The organism is Nocardioides sp. NPDC057767, from assembly GCF_042798275.1.
GTDB lineage: Bacteria > Actinomycetota > Actinomycetes > Propionibacteriales > Nocardioidaceae > Nocardioides.
In genome coordinates, this window is the sequence record NZ_JBHVKJ010000011.1 from 41,837 (window position 1) to 56,822 (window position 14,986).

Sequence of the window (14,986 nt, forward strand, 5' to 3'; positions counted from 1 at the left end):
TCACCTGAGCCCGGCGGCGTGACGCCCGGCCCTCCGTCCGAAGTACGAGCCGTCGCCGAGCTGCATGCCGGAGGCGTAGCCCTTGGCGTCCTGGGCGAGGTTGGCCGCACAGGCGCCGGCGGCGTAGAGGCCGGCGATCGCCGAGCCGTCCTCGCGGCGTACCTCTCCTTCGACGGTGGTCGCCAGACCGCCCATGGTGAAACCGGCGTACATGGCCTTGCCGAGGGAGAGGTCGTAGGCGCCCCAGGGGCCGGTGTCCTGCGGCTCGGTCCACTCCGGCGCCTTGTGGAGCTCCGGGTCCTCGCCGGTGGCGGCGTGGGTGTTGTAGGAGTTCAGCGTCGCATTCAGCGTCTCGAAGGGGACCCCGAGACCGACCGCCATCTCCTCGACCGTCTCCCATCCGTCGATGAACGGGCACAGCGGCATCTTCGGGTGCTCGATGTGCGCCGAGTCGACGATCAGGAAGGCCGCCGAGTCCGGCTGTTCCATGACGAAGGCGGCCGTACGCGCGTGGTAGGAGTCCTCGGCCACGAACCGCCGGCCGTGCTTGTTGACGATGATCCCGGTCAGCAGGATCGAGGGCGGGTAGAACGGCGCGGTCTGGAAGGGCTCGTCCATGAACCGCCAGCGACCGCCGGCCGAGGCCCCCAGGCGTAGGCCCAGGCCGTCGTCGTAGGTGGAGGCCAGCGGGAAGAGCTTCTCGCCGAGCCGGGGCGTGTGCTCGGCGACCATGTCGGCGTTGCCGACGAAGCCGCCGGCGGCGAGGATCACCGCCTTGGCCCGGATCGCGCCGCGCTCCTCGAACCGGCGCCAGGCCAGGCCGACGACCCGGCCGTGCTCCATCACCAGGTTGGTGGCGCCGGTCTCGTAGCGGATCTCGGCGCTGGTCTCGGCCAGGCGGTCGGCCATCTGGTCGACGACCAGCTTGGCGCCGCCGGTGTCGCCCGGCACGGGCACCTTGTGGCCGCGCGGCGCCGGGACGGCGAGGTCGCGGAACGGGTGGACCTTCTCGTTGCCGGTGTACATCAGTCCCTCGGTGCCGGGCTGGATCACCGCCTTGCCGGGCCAGAACGAGCGCTCGAACTCGAAGCCCAGCGCTTCGAGCCAGTCGAAGTGCTCGACCGAGTCGTCGCAGTAGGCCCGGATCTTGTCGTCCTCGGGCTCCTTGGAGACCGCGCGGATGTAGTTGAACATCTCCCGGGCCGAGTCCTCGATCCCGGTCGCCTTCTGCACCGCGGTGCCGCCGCCGAGGTAGAAGTGGCCGCCGGCCATCGCGGAGGTGCCGCCGGGCTCGGCAGCGCGCTCCAGGAGGAGCGTGCGAGCGCCGGTCCTGGCCGCCTCCAGCGCCGCGGCTCCGCCGGCCACGCCGAAGCCGACCACGACCACGTCGGTCTCCTCCGACCAGCCGCCGAAGCGCTCCTCGACGTCGGCGGGGGAGAGTACGTCGGGCAGTGCTGTCCCGCTCATGCCGCCGCCTCCAGGTAGCAGTCGGCGAGGACCGGGGCGCCGTCGCGGGCCGGATCGGTCGACGAGATCGTCGCTCGGATCAGAATCCTTGGCTCCCCGTCCCACGCCTCGATCGAGATCGTCTCGCCGGGGAAGACGACCCCGGCGAACCGGGCGCCGAACCCGGCGACCCGGGTCGCGTCGCCGTCGAGCAGCAGCCCGGTCGCCTCGCGCAGCACGATCCCGTAGGAGCACAGTCCGTGCAGGATCGGCTGGGGGAAGCCCGCCTTCGCTGCGAAGGCGGGGTCGGCGTGCAACGGGTTGCGGTCGCCGCACAGCCGGTAGAGCAGCGCCTGCTGCTCCGTGACGTCGTACGCAGCCACAGCATCGGGCGCGCGGTCGGGAACCGGCACCGACGTCGACGGCCCGCGCTCACCCCCGAAGCCGCCCTCGCCGCGTACGAAGATCGAGCTCCGGACGGTCCACAGCGGATCGCCGCCGGGGGTCGTGGCGACGCCCTCCTGGACGATGACAGCGGCCTTGCCCTTGTCCCAGACCTCGGCGATCCGGGTCGAGACGACCGCTTCGCCCGAGGCGGGGATCGGGCCGTCGACGCGGATCTCCTGGGAGCCGTGGAGAACGGAAGCCAGGTCGATGTCGCAGCCCGGGAGGTCGAGCGAGGGAGGTTCGGTCACGTGGAAGGTCGGGGCCACGACCCCGAATGACGGCAGCACGGTCAGCGCGTCGGAATCCAGCGTGTAGCGCAACGCGGCCGGGTCGGTCGCGTCACCGGGACGCGAGCCGGCGCCGATGCCGAGGTGGTAGAGCAGCACGTCGGACGAGGTCCACGAGAACGACTGCGACGGCAGCGAGGCGCCGATGGCCTTGGTGGGGTCGATGGGCATCAGTTGCCCTCCTCGGGTGAGACAGTCGTCAGGGCGCAGTCCTCGGCGGCCAGGTAGCCGAAGACCAGGGCGGGGCCGATGGTGGCGCCGGGGCCGGCGTAGGTGCGGCCCATGACGGCGGCGGAGACGTTGCCGGCGGCGTACAGACCCTCGATGGCGGAGCCGTCGGGCCGCAGGACGCGGGCGCGCTTGTCGGTGACCAGGCCGCCCTTGGTGCCGAGGTCGCCGGGGGCCATCTTGACCGCGTAGAACGGTGCCTGGTCGATGACGTTGAGCGAGCAGTTCGGCTTGACGGTGGGGTCGGAGTAGTACTTGTCGTAGGTCGACTCGCCACGGTGGAAGTCCTCGTCGACGCCCGACCGGGCGAAGCCGTTGAACCGGGCCAGGGTCTCGCGGAGCCCGTCGGCGGGCACCTCGATCTTCTCCGCGAGCGCTTCGACGGAAGAAGCCTTCACGACGACCCCGCTCTTGAGCCAGCGCCCCGGGAACGGCTGGCCGGGGCCGAGCCCGGCGAAGATGTAGCGGTTGCGGTAGCGCTGGTCGAAGACCAGCCACGCCGGGACGTGGGAGATGCCCGTCTCCTGGCCGCGATAGATCTCGTGGACCGCTTCGACGTAGGGGAGCGCCTCGTTCATGAACCGCTTGCCGGCGCCGTTGACGATGATCGATCCGGGCAGGTTGCGCTCGGCGAGCGCGAACCACGGCCGACCCGGGAACGGGATCGTCGGCCCCCACCAGGACTCGTCCATCAGGTCGGTGTCCGCGCCGGCCGCGATCCCGGCCAGGATGCCGCCGCCGGTGTTGGAGAAGGCTCCCGTGGTCCACTCGACCGAGGTCGGAGAGGGGAGGTACTTCTCCCGCATCTCGAGGTTGCGCTCGAAGCCGCCCGAGCCCAGGATGACCCCCCGCCGCGCCCTGATCACCGAGGTCGGGCCGTCCTCGCCGCGCCGCACCTCGACGCCCGTGACGCGGCCGTTCTCGGTGACCAGGCCGACCAGCTCCGTCTCGTAGCGGACCTCGACGCCGGCGTCGATCAGCCCCTTGCGCAGCCCGATCGCGAGCGCTGCGCCCATGGCGTACATCTTCCTGCCGAGCAGGCCCGCGAGGATCCGCGCGACCGCGATCTTGACCATCGTGATGGGGCCACGGATCGTGCGCATGCCGAGGCTGATCTTCCGGAAGTCGGCCTGGGTGACCACCATGTTGGCCGGGGACTTCGTGTAGGGCGGGTGCAGCCGGTCGAGCTCGTCACCGATGATCCGGGCGTCGAGCGGAGCCGGCTCGACCGAGCGGCCGGCACCGCGGCCGCCGGGGGCCTCGGGGTGGTAGTCGGCGTAGTCGGGCACCCAGTTGAACCGGACCGGCGTCTTTCCGCAGACGAACGAGAGCACCTCCGGGCCGCGGTCGAGGAACGTCTCGCGGCGCTCGGCCGGGACGACGTCGCCCACGATCGACTCCAGGTAGAGGCTCGCGGCTTCGGGGGAGTCCTTCTGGTGGGCGGCCGCGAGGGCGTGGTTGCGCGGGATCCAGACCCCACCGCCCGAGCGGGACGTCGATCCGCCGAAGTAGGCGCTCTTCTCGATGACGACGGTCTCGAGCCCGTGGCGGCGGGCGGCCGCGAGCGCGGCGGTCATGCCGGCGCCCCCGGCGCCCACCACCACGACGTCGTAGGTCTCCTCGTCGCTCTGTCCCATGGTGCTCCTCAACCTCGTGCCATCAGGCGGCGCTATCTAAGAACTGAAACACGTTCTACCATAGATGACGGCCGAGGAAACACGCCCGAGGACTCGACAAAACTGAAACGTGTTCTAGTATTGATCCATCGGCAGCGCGCGGATCGCGCCGACCGACGACATCTGGGACACCATGCAGGAAGGCAGAGCGGTGAGCGAACCGACACAGCGCCCCCACAAGGACGCGCAGACCGTCAGGGACGGGGTGCAGGACCTGCTGCCCACCATCAGGGAGCGCGCCGAGGAGACCGAGCGTCTCCGGGTGGTGCCGGAGTCGAGCGTGAAGGAGCTGGAGGAGGTCGGCTTCTTCAAGCTGCTGCAGCCGGCCCGGTTCGGCGGTCTCGAGGCCGACCCGGTGGACTTCTACACCTGCGTGCGCGACATCGCGTCCGCGTGCGGCTCGACCGGCTGGGTCTCCAGCGTCCTGGGCGTGCACCCCTGGCAGATCGCGCTCTTCGACGACGAGGCGCAGCAGGCGGTCTGGGGATCCGATCCCGACACGCGGGTGTCCTCCTCGTACGCCCCGATGGGTAAGGCGTCGCTGACCGAGGGCGGCTTCCGGCTCTCCGGACGCTGGTCGTTCTCCTCGGGCTGTGCGCACGCCACCTGGGTGCTCCTCGGCGGTCTCGTCTTCAACGACGAGGGCCAGGTGGTCGACTTCCGTACGTTCCTGGTGCCGCGCGAGCGCTACGAGATCGTCGACGTCTGGAACGTCGTCGGCCTGGCCGGCACCGGCTCCAACGACATCGTGGTCGAGGACGTCTTCATCCCGGAGACCTTCACGCTCTCGATGGCGGAGACCGGACGGTGCAAGGGCCCCGGCCAGGCGGTCAACACCGGTGACCTCTACAAGTTGCAGTTCCACTCGCTGTTCACCACCACGATCACCACGCCGATCATCGGCATGGCCCGCGGCGCCTACGAGGAGCACGTGGCGATGCAGCAGAACCGGGTGCGCGCGTCCTACGGGGAGAAGGCGTCCCTGGATCCCTTCGCCGCGGTGCGCGTGGCGACGGCATCCTCCGACATCGACGCCGCCTGGGCGCTGCTGATGGGCAACATCCGCGAGCAGCAGGCCTACGTCGCGCGCGGCGAGAAGATCCCGATCTCCCAGCGGCTGCGCATCCGCCGCGACCAGGTTCTCGGTACGCAGCGGGCGATCGACGCGATCGACCTGCTCTTCGAGGCCTCCGGTGGCCGGGCTCTCGCCAATGGCACCCCGCTCCAGCGGGCCTGGCGCGACGCCCACGCCGGCCGTGTCCACGCCGCCAACGACCCCGAGCGGGCGCTGCAGATGTACGGCGCGTCCGAGTTCGGGCACAAGGTCGACCCGGGGATGTACTGAGATGGCTCTGGTGAAGGGGGACGTCGCCCACGACGTCGCGATCAAGACCGAGGCGGCCGGCGAGATCACGCTGCGCTACTACGACCTGGGTGCGCCTCAGGATGGCCGGCTGCCGCTGGTGATGCTTCACGGCGGGGGTCCCGGGGCGTCGTCGTGGTCCAACTTCGGCTCCGCGCTGGAGGGCTTCGCGGCCGACTTCCGCACGATCCTGGTCGACCAGCCCGGCTTCGGGGCCTCCGACAAGCCGGAGGTGGTGGGCAACTACTACCGCTTCGCCGGCGATGCGGTGATCGCGCTGCTCGACGAGCTGGGCCTGAAGAAGGTGCATCTGCTGGGCAACTCGCTGGGCGGTGGCACCGCGATGCGGATCGCACTGACCTACCCCGATCGGGTCGGGCGGCTGGTGCTCATGGGGCCGGGTGGGCTCTCGCTCAACCTGTTCCACGCCGATCCCACCGAGGGCGTACAGCGTCTGATGGACTTCTCCGGAGACCCCACCCGCGAGGCGCTGAAGGCGTTCATCTCCACCATGGTCGTCAACCAGAAGCTGGTCACCGACGAGCTGGTCGAGGAGCGGTTCGCCGATGCGACCGCACCCGGCGCACGCGAGGCGATGGCGTCGATGGGGTGGTCCTTCTACAACCCCGAGACGGCCGAGGACGGCATGCTGTGGCGCGAGGCGCACCAGCTCAAGCACCACACCCTGCTCACCTGGGGACGCGAGGACCGGGTGAACCCGCTCGACGGCGCGTTCCCCGCCCTGAAGCTGATTCCCAAGGCGCAGCTGCATGTCTTCCCGCGTTGTGGGCACTGGGCACAGATCGAGGCCGCCGACGAGTTCCGCGAGATCGCGGTCTCGTTCTTGAAGAGGCACAAGGAGCGTACTGCCGAGGAGAAGCGATGAGCATCGACATCAAGTCCATGGGCTACGTACGCGTCACCAGCACCGACCTGGAGGCGTGGCGTACGTTCGCGGAGAAGGTCCTCGGGCTGATCACGGCCAAGGGGCCGGACCCGGATCACCTCTACTACCGCATCGACGAGGTCTCGGCCCGGCTCGTGATCGTGCCGGGCGCGGTCGACCAGCTGAGCTGCGTCGGTTGGGAGGTCGCCGACCACACCGCGCTGGCGCAGGCCCGTGAGCACCTGGAGAAGTCCGGTGTCGAGGTGGAGGAGGGCACGCCCGAGGAGCTCGCCGAGCGCCGGGTGCAGGAGATGCTGCGCTTCCGCGACCCCTTCGACAACGTCTTCGAGCTCTTCCACGGCATCACCTACGAGCGCCGCCCCGCGGTCTCTCCCTACGGCCACACCTTCGTGACCGGCGACCAGGGGATGGGTCACGTGGTGATCCCGGTCAGCGACGACGTCGAGGCGCTGGAGTTCTACCGCGACACCCTCGGGTTCCGGCTGCGCGACTCGATGAGCATGCCCGGCGAGTTCGCCGGCAAGGAGCCCGGCACCAAGATCTGGCTGCGCTTCCTCGGGATCAACCCGCGTCACCACTCGCTGGCGTTCCTGCCGTTCCCCAACGACTCCAAGTGCGTCCACATCATGCTCGAGGTCGACAAGCTCGACGACGTCGGCCGGGCGCTGGAGAGGGTCACGAAGTACGGCGCGAAGCTGTCGGCGACGCTCGGACGCCACATGAACGACGAGATGGTCTCGTTCTACGTGAAGTCGCCGGGCGGGTTCGACATCGAGTTCGGGACCGAGGGGCTGCAGGTCGACGACCGGAAATGGGTCGCCCGGGAGTCCACGGCCGTCTCGTACTGGGGCCACGACTTCGGCGTAGGCCAGTGATCGGGTATGCGTATAGAGGTGCCTGATGGGATGTCTCCCGATGCCGCCGAGGGCTGGCCGCATCCGGAGCTGATCGAGTCCTTCCACGGTCGCTTCGACTTCGAGGCGCCACCGTCTCCTCCGGAGACCCCTGCCGACGCGGAGGCCGACGCCCGGTTCCGTGCGGTGCTGGGCCGGTTCGCCTCCGGGGTCACCGTGATCACGGCGCAGACCGCGGAAGGACCGGTGGGCATGACCTGCCAGTCGTTCTCCTCGGTGTCGCTACGGCCGCCGCTGATCCTGTTCGCGCCGACGAAGTCCTCGCGCGCCTGGGCCCGGATCCGCCGTGCCGGACATTTCTCGGTCAACATCCTCGCCGCCGACCAGGAGGCCGTCTCCAACCAGTTCGCCTCGCGAGCCGCGGACAAGTACGCCGACATCTCCTGGACCCCCTCGGCGCATCACGGGGACCCGCACCTGTCCGGTGCGGTCGGCTACCTCGACTGTGCCGTCCACTCGGTCCACGAGGAGGGCGACCACTACCTCGTCGTCGGCCGCGTCCTCGACCTCGAGGAGGGCCCCGCCACCGAGCCCCTGCTCTTCTTCCGCAGCGACTACCGCGAGCTCGGCTGAGGCGACACTGGTTAGAGCTCGTCGAGGCGGCGGATGGCGTCGGCCTCGTCGGGATCCGGATCGGGCTCGTCGAGGAAGGCCCGGGTGACCTCGACGGCGACGTCGGGGGCGAGGCGCTTGAGGCTCATCGCCAGTACGTTGGCGTCGTTCCACAGCCGCGCGCCGCGAGCGATCCACGGCTCCCAAGCAAGGGCCGCGCGGACCCCGGGGACCTTGTTGGCGGCGATCGCCGTGCCGGTGCCGGTCCAGCACATCACCACACCGACGTCGGCGCGACCCTCGACGACCGCCCGGCCGATGCCGGCGCCGAGGTCGGGCCAGGAGTCGGTGTCGACGACCTCGACCTCGCCGCGCTCTCGCAGCTCGGCGAGCACGGCGCGGGTCGTCTCGTTGTCGTCGTCGGCTCCGAAGGCGATCCGCATGGTGTCGAACCTACCGCCCTCCTCAGGCGTGCGTGGCCGGTCCGCCGGGTCCGGTCAGCTTCGCGCCGGGCTGGTCCTTGAGGCTCGTGGTGAGCTCCCAGGTGCGCTCGTAGCCGGTGTGGGCGATGCGCCAGCCCTGCGGCGTACGGACGTAGCGGTCGTCGTAGAAGGCGGCGCCTTCGAGGGCGAACTCGAAGGCGGGGGCGAAGACCTTGTCGTGGAGGTACCAGCGGCCGGAGGCCGCATCGCCCTCGACCGTGATCTCGGGGTGGTGGAGGTGGTGCATCGTGATGATCTCGGCGGGCAGGTTGGTGCGCATGTAGTCGACCAGTTCGCCCGGGGAGCCGAAGGAGAGGCCGGCGTAGTCGGCGGTGGCGTCGTCGCTGAAGCACGTGGCGAACTCATCCCACTGCTTGGTGTCGAGGAGGCGTACGTAGCGGAACTTGAGCTGCTCGATCTCCCTGATGTCACTCATGGCTTGATCATAGTAGAACGTGTTCTATAAATGGGCTGAGTGTGGACTGCCGTTCGGCCGTCGGTCGGCCAGATGTCACGACGTGGGCCGCCGTCGAGGTGCAGGATCGCGGTGTGGACGGGATGGTCGAGCTGCGTGAGCGGCGTGCGGCGCTGCTGGCGAACCGTCGCTTGACCTGGGTCTTCGGTGCAGATGGCCCGGGAGCGGTGATGCGGGAGGTCTGGGCCGACGAGATGCGGCTGCGGGTGCACGCCCCGCGAGCTCCCGCGACCTCCGCGACCGGGCGGCCGATCGTGCTCGCCTTCCATGGCGGCGGTTGGTGCTGGGGGTCGCCGGAGCAGTCCCGCTGGATGGCCGGGCGGATCGCGGCCCGCACGGGTGCCGTCGTGGTCGCGCCGGCCTATCGGCTCGCCCCCGAGCACCCCTATCCCGCGGCGGTCGAGGACTGCTGGGCCGCGCTGACGTGGGTGGTGGCCCATGCCGCCGACCTGGGGGCCGACGCCGGCCGGATCGCCGTGCTCGGCGACAGTGCCGGCGGCACCCTTGCGGCGGTGGTGGCGCTGCGGGCTCGTGACGAGGGTGGGCCCCGGATCCGCGGCCAGGTGCTCATCTACCCGGTCGTCGACCTCGTCGGCCTGCGCGGGCCGGGGCTCGGCGGGATCGTGGAGCACTACCTCGGCGGTGACGCGTCTCGCGCGGAGGAGTGGGCGGCCTCGCCGCTGCGGGCGGCCTCCCATGCGGACCTGCCCCCGGCCCTCATCCTCACCGCTCGGTTCGATCCGCTGCGCCGGCATGCCGAGCGCTACGCCGGGGCGCTGCGTACGGCCGGGGTGGACGTCGCCGTCCACTGTCCGACCCTGGCGACCCATGCCTACCTCACGCTGCCCGGGATCTCGCCCGCGTCGCGCGCCGGCCTGGCCCGCGTGGTGACCTTCCTCGACCAGGTGCTGATCAGTCGATGACGCCGACCCGGCGCGTCTGTCCCGCGTGAGGGCGCCGACTCGGCGCATCTGTCTCGTGGGAGAGTGCCGACTCGGCGCAACTGCTCCACCGCAGCGGGACATTCGCGCCGAGTGGGCGCCGAAATCTGGGACAGTTGCGCCGACTCGGCGATGTCTGATGGGACAGACGCGCCGAGTCGGCGGTCGGTCAGGCCAGGGCCAGGCGGTCGGCGAGCTTGTCGAGGTAGGTGAGTACGCCGGCGGGTTCGGTGTCGGGGACGCCCCAGATCAGCTCGTCGGCGACGGACCACTCGGTGAGGTCCTCCGGGGTGGGTCTCTTGGCGACGAGCACCCGGACCTCGGGCTTGCCCTCGCGGCCGGCCGACTCCCACTCGTCCTGCAGCGTCTTGACCTTGTCGTCGATGCCGGCCTCGGTCGGGGTCGACATCCAGCCCTCGGCGTTGCGGGCGATCCAGCGCAGCGTCTTGGGTCCGCCGCCGGCGCCGACGATCGTCGGGATCCGGCCCTGCGGTGGCTTGGGGTAGGCCCAGGAGGGACCGAAGGAGACGAACTCGCCGTCGTAGGCGGCCTCCTCCTCGGTCCACAGGGCGCGCATCGCCTCGAGGTACTCCTTCAGTGCGGTGCGCTTACGGTCGCCGGGGATGCCGTGGTCGGCGAGCTCGTCGGTGTTCCAGCCGAACCCGACGCCCAGTGAGACCCGGCCGCCGGAGAGGTGGTCGAGGGTCGCGATCGTCTTGGCGAGCGTGATCGGGTCGGACTCGACCGGCAGGGCGACGGCGGTCGAGAGCCCGATCCGGGAGGTCACTGCGGCGCAGGTCCCGAGCGTCACCCAGGGGTCGAGCGTACGCAGGTAGCGGTCGTCGGGGAGCTCGGTGCCGCCGGTGGGGTGGAGGGCGTCGCGGCGCACCGGGATGTGGGTGTGCTCGGGCACGTAGAACGTGTCGAAGCCACGCTCTTCCGCGGCGGTGGCGAGCTCGGCGGGCGCGATGCCGCGGTCCGAGGTGAACAGGACGATGCCGTGGCGCATGACACCACAGTAGAACGTGTTCTAGTCTTTGCGGAAGGGATCGCCGGGAGAGGGAAGTGAAGATGGAAGCCGACTACATCGTCGTAGGAGCCGGGAGCGCGGGCTGCGCCACCGCTCGCAGGCTGGCCGAGAGCGGTGCCAGCGTGATCGTGATCGAGGCGGGCACCAAGGACACCGCCTTCGGGATCAAGAACCTCCTCGAGCTCCCCGGCGCGGTGGCCGCGATGCTCTCGACGCCGCAGCTGAAGAAGCTGGTCGACTGGGGCTACAAGTCGGTCCCGCAGAGCGCGGCCCTCGACCGGGTCATCCCGATGACCCGCGGCAAGGTGCTGGGTGGCTCCTCCTCGATCAACGGCATGCTCTGGGTGCGCGGCAACCGCCAGAACTTCGATGACTGGGCGGCCGACGGTGCGACCGGATGGTCCTACGACGACGTGCTGCCTGCGTTCAGGCGGATGGAGGACTTCGAGGGCGGTGCGGACGAGTTCCGCGGCGAGGGCGGGCCGGTGAAGGTGCGCTACCAGAAGGACCTCACCCCTGCCACGCAGACCTGGCTCGACGAGGCGCCCAAGCGACTCGGGGTCAGCGCGCTCGACGACTACAACGGCAAGGAGCAGGAGGGGGTCGGCGTCGTCCAGTTATCTGCGTCCGAGGGACGCAGATACTCCGCGTCCAAGGCCTACCTGCGCGAGAACCCTCTGGACAACCTGCTGATCCTGACGAAGGCACAGGCCACGCGCGTACGCATCGAGGGCTCGCGCGCCACCGGCGTCGAGGTGGTCGGCGCCGACGGTGAGAAGCAGTCCATTCGGGCGACCCGCGAGGTCATCGTCTCGGCCGGCGTCTACGGCTCGCCGCACCTGCTGATGCTCTCCGGAATCGGTCATTCCGCCCACCTCCGTGAGCACGGCATCGAGGTCCACGCCGACCTCCCGGTCGGCGACAACTTCCACGACCACCTCTTCGTGCCGGTCTCCTTCCGGATGGACTCCGCGCTGCGGCGGCCCACGCCTGCCTACTTCGCTGCCGGCTTCGCGAAGTCGCGGCTCACTCGCAAGGGCTGGGCGGCCGGTTCGCAGTTCGAGGCCTTCGGCTTCGTACGCAGTGCCCTGGCCGGCCAGGTCCCCGACCTGCAGCTGCACGTCCTCTACTGGGTCTACCCGTTCCCGAACCAGGACGGCGAGAAGGCGATCCGGCCGCCGACGAGCAAGCCCGGCCTGTGCATCCTGCCGACGCTGATCTATCCGGAGAGCCGCGGCACCGTACGTCTGGCCAGCGCCGACCCGTTCGCGCACCCGCTGCTCGACCCGGCCTACCTGAGGTCGGGCAAGGACACCGAGGTGCTCCTGGACGGGATCGCGAAGGTACGCGAGATGATGGTCGGCCTCGGTGACAACCAGGGCGAGATCACGCCGGGCCCCGACTACGCCGGCGCCGAGGCCACCCGTGAGCTGCTGCCCAACATCGTGCACAGCGTCTACCACGGCGTCGGCACCTGCCGGATGGGCTCGGACGAGCGTGCGGTCGTCGACCCGTCGCTGCGCGTGAAGGGCATCGACGGCCTGCGGGTCGCCGATGCGAGCGTGATGCCCTCGATCACCGGCGGCAACACCAACGCGCCCGCCATCATGATCGGGGAGCGCGCCGCCGACCTCATCCTCGGGGCGGCCTGATGTCCGACCTGTTGCTGAGCGAGGACCGCGACCGCGTCCGCACGCTGACCCTCAACCGACCCGACCAGCTCAACGCCTTCAACCAGGCTCTCTACGTAGCGCTCGCCGAGGCGTTGCGCGCCGCCGACGAGGACCCGGAGGTGGCCGTCGTGCTGCTGACCGGGGCCGGGCGGGCCTTCTCGGCAGGCACCGACCTGCTCGAGATGAAGGAGACCGCCTCGAGCGCCGGCGGGGATGCCGACGACGGCGGCTCGCACGGGTTCATCGGCCTGCTCGACTCCCTGGTGGCGTTCTCCAAGCCGCTGGTCGTCGCGGTCAACGGGCTCGGGCTCGGCATCGGCGCGACCCTGCTCGGCTACGCCGACCTGGTCTTCGCCTCCACCTCGGCGAGGTTCAAGACGCCGTTCACCACGCTCGGGGTCGCGCCGGAGGCGGCGTCGAGCTTCCTGTTCCCACGGCTGATCGGCCGGCAGAATGCCGCCTGGATGCTGATGTCGGGAGAGTGGGTCAGTGCCGGGGAGGCTCAGCAGATGGGACTCGTGTGGCGGGTGACCGAGCCCGGGGAGCTCTTCGCCACCGCCTGGGACCATGCCGCCACCCTCGCCGCGCGGCCGATCAGCAGCCTGGTCGCGGTCAAGGAGACCATGACCGCCCCGCTGCGCCCGGGAATCGAGGCGGCGCGGGAGCTGGAGAACGCCAAGTTCGCCGAGCTGCTCGGTGGGCCGGCCAACATCGAGGCGCTCGTCGCCTTCGCCGAGGGGCGCGAGCCCGACTTCACGAAGCTTCCGCCGGGGGTCTGAGCGGGCTCAGTGGTGCGACCGGGGTCGTTGGTCGAAGCTCCCGTATCGGTCGCTGCCGTCGAGGTGGTACTCGCGCTCCATCTCGGTGAGGTCGTGCTCGATCTGGCGGCCGCGACGCCGGTCCAGGAAGGCGGCGATCAGCATCAGGACGGTCCAGAACACGATCATCCCGATCGTGACCGCGATGACTGCGCTGTTCATGGGGATCAGCTCCTCTGTGGTGGGTCGATCTTCTCGTGGCCGGGCCCGCCCGGACCGGGCTCGGCGCTGAGCATGATGTGGTCGACGATCTCGAGCCCGGTGTCGTGCTCCCTGACGACCTCCAGGACCGTGGCCCGCCGTTCCTCGGAGGCGACCTCGCCGGAGACGACGAGGTGGTCGCCGCGTACCTGGACCCGGATGCCCAGCTCGTTGGTGCGTGGGTCGGTCGCGATATCGCGTTCCAGATCTCGTGCCAGCTGTTCGTTCATGCCGACCTCCTGGGGACGACGTCGTAGACGCGGAACGCTGCCTGGATGACGGGCTGGGCGACGTTGCGTACCGGGACCCCGGCCGGGGTGAGGCCCTTCTCGCGCCCGGCGTGGGCATGGCCGTGGAGAGCCAGGTCGACGCCGGTCTCGTCGATCGCCTCGCCGAGCCGGTAGTTGCCGAGGAACGGCCAGATCTCCTTCGGTTCCCCGACCAGGGTCTCGTCGACGGGAGCGAAGTGGGACAGGGCGACGGTCACGTCGGGCTCGTCGCCGAGGTCGTCGAGAGCTTTACGCAGCACGTCGGCGGTCTCGATGCCGTGGCCCGTGAAGGCCTTCATCTGCGCCTCTCCGAAGTCAGCCGCGGAACGGCCGAGGAAGCCGAGGCAGAAGCCCTTGACCCCGGCGACGCCGAGCCGGCCGGCGTCTGTGTCGATGGTGGTCGAGGTGCCTTCGAGCACGGTCATCCCGCGGTCCTCCAGCAGCCGGGTGATGTCCCGTTCGGCCCCGGAGTGGTAGTCGTGGTTGCCGAGCACGACGAGGACGGGCACGTCGGCGGCGCCGAACTCGTCGGCGAAGGCCCCCGCCTCCTCGAGCGTCCCGTGCTGGGTGAGATCCCCGGCGACGAGCAGAGCGTCCGCCTCGCCGGAGATGCCCTCGAGCAGCGGTGCGTAGCGTCCTCGCAGGTCGTCGGCGAGATGCACGTCGCCGACGGCTGCCACACGAATCGGGTCAGGCATCGTCCCCTCCCAGGATGTCGAGCGCGTCCAGCAGGCCGAGTGCGGACTGCGCGAACGGGCTCCGCTTCGCCTCCTGTCGCACGAGCTGCCAGTCGACCTGCTCGCGCAGGGCGCGGGCGCAGCCGAGGATCGGCGAGAGGTCGCAGGCGTGCTCGCTCAGCGCCAGCATGCGCGAGATGAGCAGGTCCGTCGCCGACATGACGGGCATGGTCACGGAGTCGACCGGAAGCTCGCTGCACCGCACCAGCAGCCCCTCGTCCACGGGCCCGGTCGGCAGCCGGTGGATCAGGTCGACGACCACGGTGTCGCGGCCGACCTTCACCAGCCAGTCCTCGGGCGCGGCGACCGAATCCATCCCGTTCTCGATCAGCGCCTGTACGGCCTCTTCGACGCAGTCCTCGGGCAGGACGAAGTCGACGTCGTGGGTGCTCTCGGGCCCGCCGCGCGTCCAGACCGCGTACCCGCCTGCCAGCGCGAACGGGATCTCGGCGGCCTTCAACGTCGCGCCCACCCGCTTGAGCACGTCGCGTTGTCGCTGGAGCTCTTCGCCCAGCACGTCAGTTCTCGGCATAGGGGTGC

17 protein-coding genes are annotated in these 14,986 nt (G+C 70.2%); 7 read left to right on the forward strand and 10 right to left on the reverse strand.

All coding sequences use genetic code 11. The annotated features are described in order from the left end of the window. From ACFVDI_RS07895 to kstD, 3 genes are read right to left on the reverse strand one after another with little or no spacing between them, the layout of a single operon-like run. Entirely contained in the window at window positions 1-1,467 is a 1,467-nt protein-coding gene (locus ACFVDI_RS07895) for an FAD-binding protein (protein ID WP_378902549.1), read from the reverse strand. Further along, window positions 1,464-2,351 carry a MaoC/PaaZ C-terminal domain-containing protein gene (locus tag ACFVDI_RS07900; protein WP_378902552.1) on the reverse strand — a complete coding sequence of 296 codons (888 nt, stop codon included), beginning with the start codon at window positions 2,349-2,351 and terminating at the stop codon, window positions 1,464-1,466. The genes ACFVDI_RS07895 and ACFVDI_RS07900 overlap by 4 nt, the downstream gene beginning before the upstream one ends. Then, complete coding sequence (gene kstD / locus ACFVDI_RS07905; RefSeq protein ID WP_378902555.1) at window positions 2,351-4,045, reverse strand: 3-oxosteroid 1-dehydrogenase; 1,695 nt, start codon at window positions 4,043-4,045, stop codon at window positions 2,351-2,353. The genes ACFVDI_RS07900 and kstD overlap by 1 nt, the downstream gene beginning before the upstream one ends. 190 nt (window positions 4,046-4,235) lie before the next feature. Between kstD and hsaA the strand changes: the two genes are divergently transcribed. From hsaA to ACFVDI_RS07925, 4 genes are read left to right on the forward strand one after another with little or no spacing between them, the layout of a single operon-like run. Continuing rightward, the gene (gene hsaA, locus ACFVDI_RS07910) at window positions 4,236-5,429 is read left to right on the forward strand and encodes a 3-hydroxy-9,10-secoandrosta-1,3,5(10)-triene-9,17-dione monooxygenase oxygenase subunit (RefSeq protein ID WP_378902558.1); all 1,194 of its coding nucleotides are present in this window, start codon (window positions 4,236-4,238) and stop codon (window positions 5,427-5,429) included. A gap of 1 nt (window position 5,430) precedes the next feature. Continuing rightward, window positions 5,431-6,333 carry a 4,5:9,10-diseco-3-hydroxy-5,9,17-trioxoandrosta-1(10),2-diene-4-oate hydrolase gene (gene hsaD, locus ACFVDI_RS07915; RefSeq protein ID WP_378902562.1) on the forward strand — a complete coding sequence of 301 codons (903 nt, stop codon included), beginning with the start codon at window positions 5,431-5,433 and terminating at the stop codon, window positions 6,331-6,333. Beyond that, on the forward strand, window positions 6,330-7,229 hold the full coding sequence (hsaC, locus tag ACFVDI_RS07920) for an iron-dependent extradiol dioxygenase HsaC (protein WP_378902565.1): 900 nt from the start codon (window positions 6,330-6,332) through the stop codon (window positions 7,227-7,229). Before hsaD ends, hsaC begins: the two co-directional genes overlap by 4 nt. Before the next feature lie 30 nt (window positions 7,230-7,259). Then, entirely contained in the window at window positions 7,260-7,841 is a 582-nt protein-coding gene (locus ACFVDI_RS07925) for a flavin reductase family protein (protein ID WP_378902568.1), read from the forward strand. Window positions 7,842-7,852: 11 nt separating this feature from the next. Here ACFVDI_RS07925 and ACFVDI_RS07930 read toward each other — a convergent pair whose 3' ends face one another. Together ACFVDI_RS07930 and ACFVDI_RS07935 are read right to left on the reverse strand one after the other, a co-directional pair. Continuing rightward, window positions 7,853-8,263: an RpiB/LacA/LacB family sugar-phosphate isomerase gene (locus tag ACFVDI_RS07930; protein ID WP_378902571.1), complete on the reverse strand. Its 411-nt coding sequence runs from the start codon at window positions 8,261-8,263 to the stop codon at window positions 7,853-7,855. 22 nt (window positions 8,264-8,285) lie between these two features. Beyond that, window positions 8,286-8,738 (reverse strand): nuclear transport factor 2 family protein, encoded by a 453-nt coding sequence (locus ACFVDI_RS07935; protein WP_378902574.1) that lies wholly within the window; start codon window positions 8,736-8,738, stop codon window positions 8,286-8,288. Between the two features lie 122 nt (window positions 8,739-8,860). Between ACFVDI_RS07935 and ACFVDI_RS07940 the strand changes: the two genes are divergently transcribed. Beyond that, on the forward strand, window positions 8,861-9,700 hold the full coding sequence (locus ACFVDI_RS07940) for an alpha/beta hydrolase (protein ID WP_378902757.1): 840 nt from the start codon (window positions 8,861-8,863) through the stop codon (window positions 9,698-9,700). Window positions 9,701-9,887: 187 nt separating this feature from the next. Here the strand turns inward: ACFVDI_RS07940 and ACFVDI_RS07945 are convergent, their stop codons facing one another. Next, window positions 9,888-10,727: an LLM class F420-dependent oxidoreductase gene (locus tag ACFVDI_RS07945; RefSeq protein WP_378902577.1), complete on the reverse strand. Its 840-nt coding sequence runs from the start codon at window positions 10,725-10,727 to the stop codon at window positions 9,888-9,890. A gap of 62 nt (window positions 10,728-10,789) precedes the next feature. On the opposite strand from ACFVDI_RS07945, the gene ACFVDI_RS07950 reads away from it, so the two are divergent. Then, entirely contained in the window at window positions 10,790-12,400 is a 1,611-nt protein-coding gene (locus ACFVDI_RS07950) for a GMC family oxidoreductase (RefSeq protein ID WP_378902760.1), read from the forward strand. Beyond that, window positions 12,400-13,200, forward strand: a complete 801-nt coding sequence (locus ACFVDI_RS07955; RefSeq protein ID WP_378902580.1) for an enoyl-CoA hydratase/isomerase family protein — start codon at window positions 12,400-12,402, stop codon at window positions 13,198-13,200. Before ACFVDI_RS07950 ends, ACFVDI_RS07955 begins: the two co-directional genes overlap by 1 nt. Window positions 13,201-13,206: 6 nt before the next feature. Here the strand turns inward: ACFVDI_RS07955 and ACFVDI_RS07960 are convergent, their stop codons facing one another. Genes ACFVDI_RS07960 through ACFVDI_RS07975 form a run of 4 tightly spaced genes read right to left on the reverse strand, consistent with a single transcriptional unit; the run spans window position 13,207 to window position 14,978 of the window. After that, on the reverse strand, window positions 13,207-13,401 hold the full coding sequence (locus ACFVDI_RS07960) for a hypothetical protein (RefSeq protein ID WP_378902583.1): 195 nt from the start codon (window positions 13,399-13,401) through the stop codon (window positions 13,207-13,209). 5 nt (window positions 13,402-13,406) lie between these two features. Next, on the reverse strand, window positions 13,407-13,670 hold the full coding sequence (locus ACFVDI_RS07965) for a BON domain-containing protein (protein ID WP_008360156.1): 264 nt from the start codon (window positions 13,668-13,670) through the stop codon (window positions 13,407-13,409). Next, a complete protein-coding gene (locus ACFVDI_RS07970; protein ID WP_378902586.1) occupies window positions 13,667-14,407 on the reverse strand; it encodes a metallophosphoesterase in 741 nt (246 codons plus the stop codon). The genes ACFVDI_RS07965 and ACFVDI_RS07970 overlap by 4 nt, the downstream gene beginning before the upstream one ends. Beyond that, a complete protein-coding gene (locus ACFVDI_RS07975) occupies window positions 14,400-14,978 on the reverse strand; it encodes a nucleotidyltransferase family protein (protein WP_378902589.1) in 579 nt (192 codons plus the stop codon). The genes ACFVDI_RS07970 and ACFVDI_RS07975 overlap by 8 nt, the downstream gene beginning before the upstream one ends. Window positions 14,979-14,986: the final 8 nt, after the last annotated feature.